This is a genomic window from Pauljensenia sp. UMB3104 (genome assembly GCF_030217285.1).
Taxonomy (GTDB): Bacteria; Actinomycetota; Actinomycetes; order Actinomycetales; family Actinomycetaceae; genus Pauljensenia.
This window is the reverse complement of record NZ_JASONN010000480.1, coordinates 1-248: the sequence shown is the minus strand read 5'-3', so window position 1 is coordinate 248 and position 248 is coordinate 1. Positions and strand designations below refer to the sequence as shown.

Genomic DNA, 248 nt, shown 5'->3' with positions numbered 1-248 from the left:
CGGGGCACCGTGGATCCAGCGCCAGGCGAAAATTGCCAGCGGGATACCTACCGCGATCACCGCGGAAAACGCGAAAGAACGCCATTCGAAGGGGAGGGGTTCGCGGTTGAAGGCCCCGCGTGCCAGGTAGAGCAGAATCGAGAACAGAATGATGACGATGAGCGCGCCGGTATCTATCCCGCGCGCCACCGAGGCCACCGCGGCTACGCCCAGCAGGATCAAAATGATGGGGAAGACGCGGCTGACAC

General features: G+C 62.9%; 1 protein-coding gene. It reads right to left on the bottom strand.

Annotated features, from left to right (window positions below; genetic code table 11):
- On the bottom strand, positions 1-248 hold a 248-nt coding region (locus QP415_RS12485), incomplete at both ends, for a hypothetical protein (protein WP_285100283.1).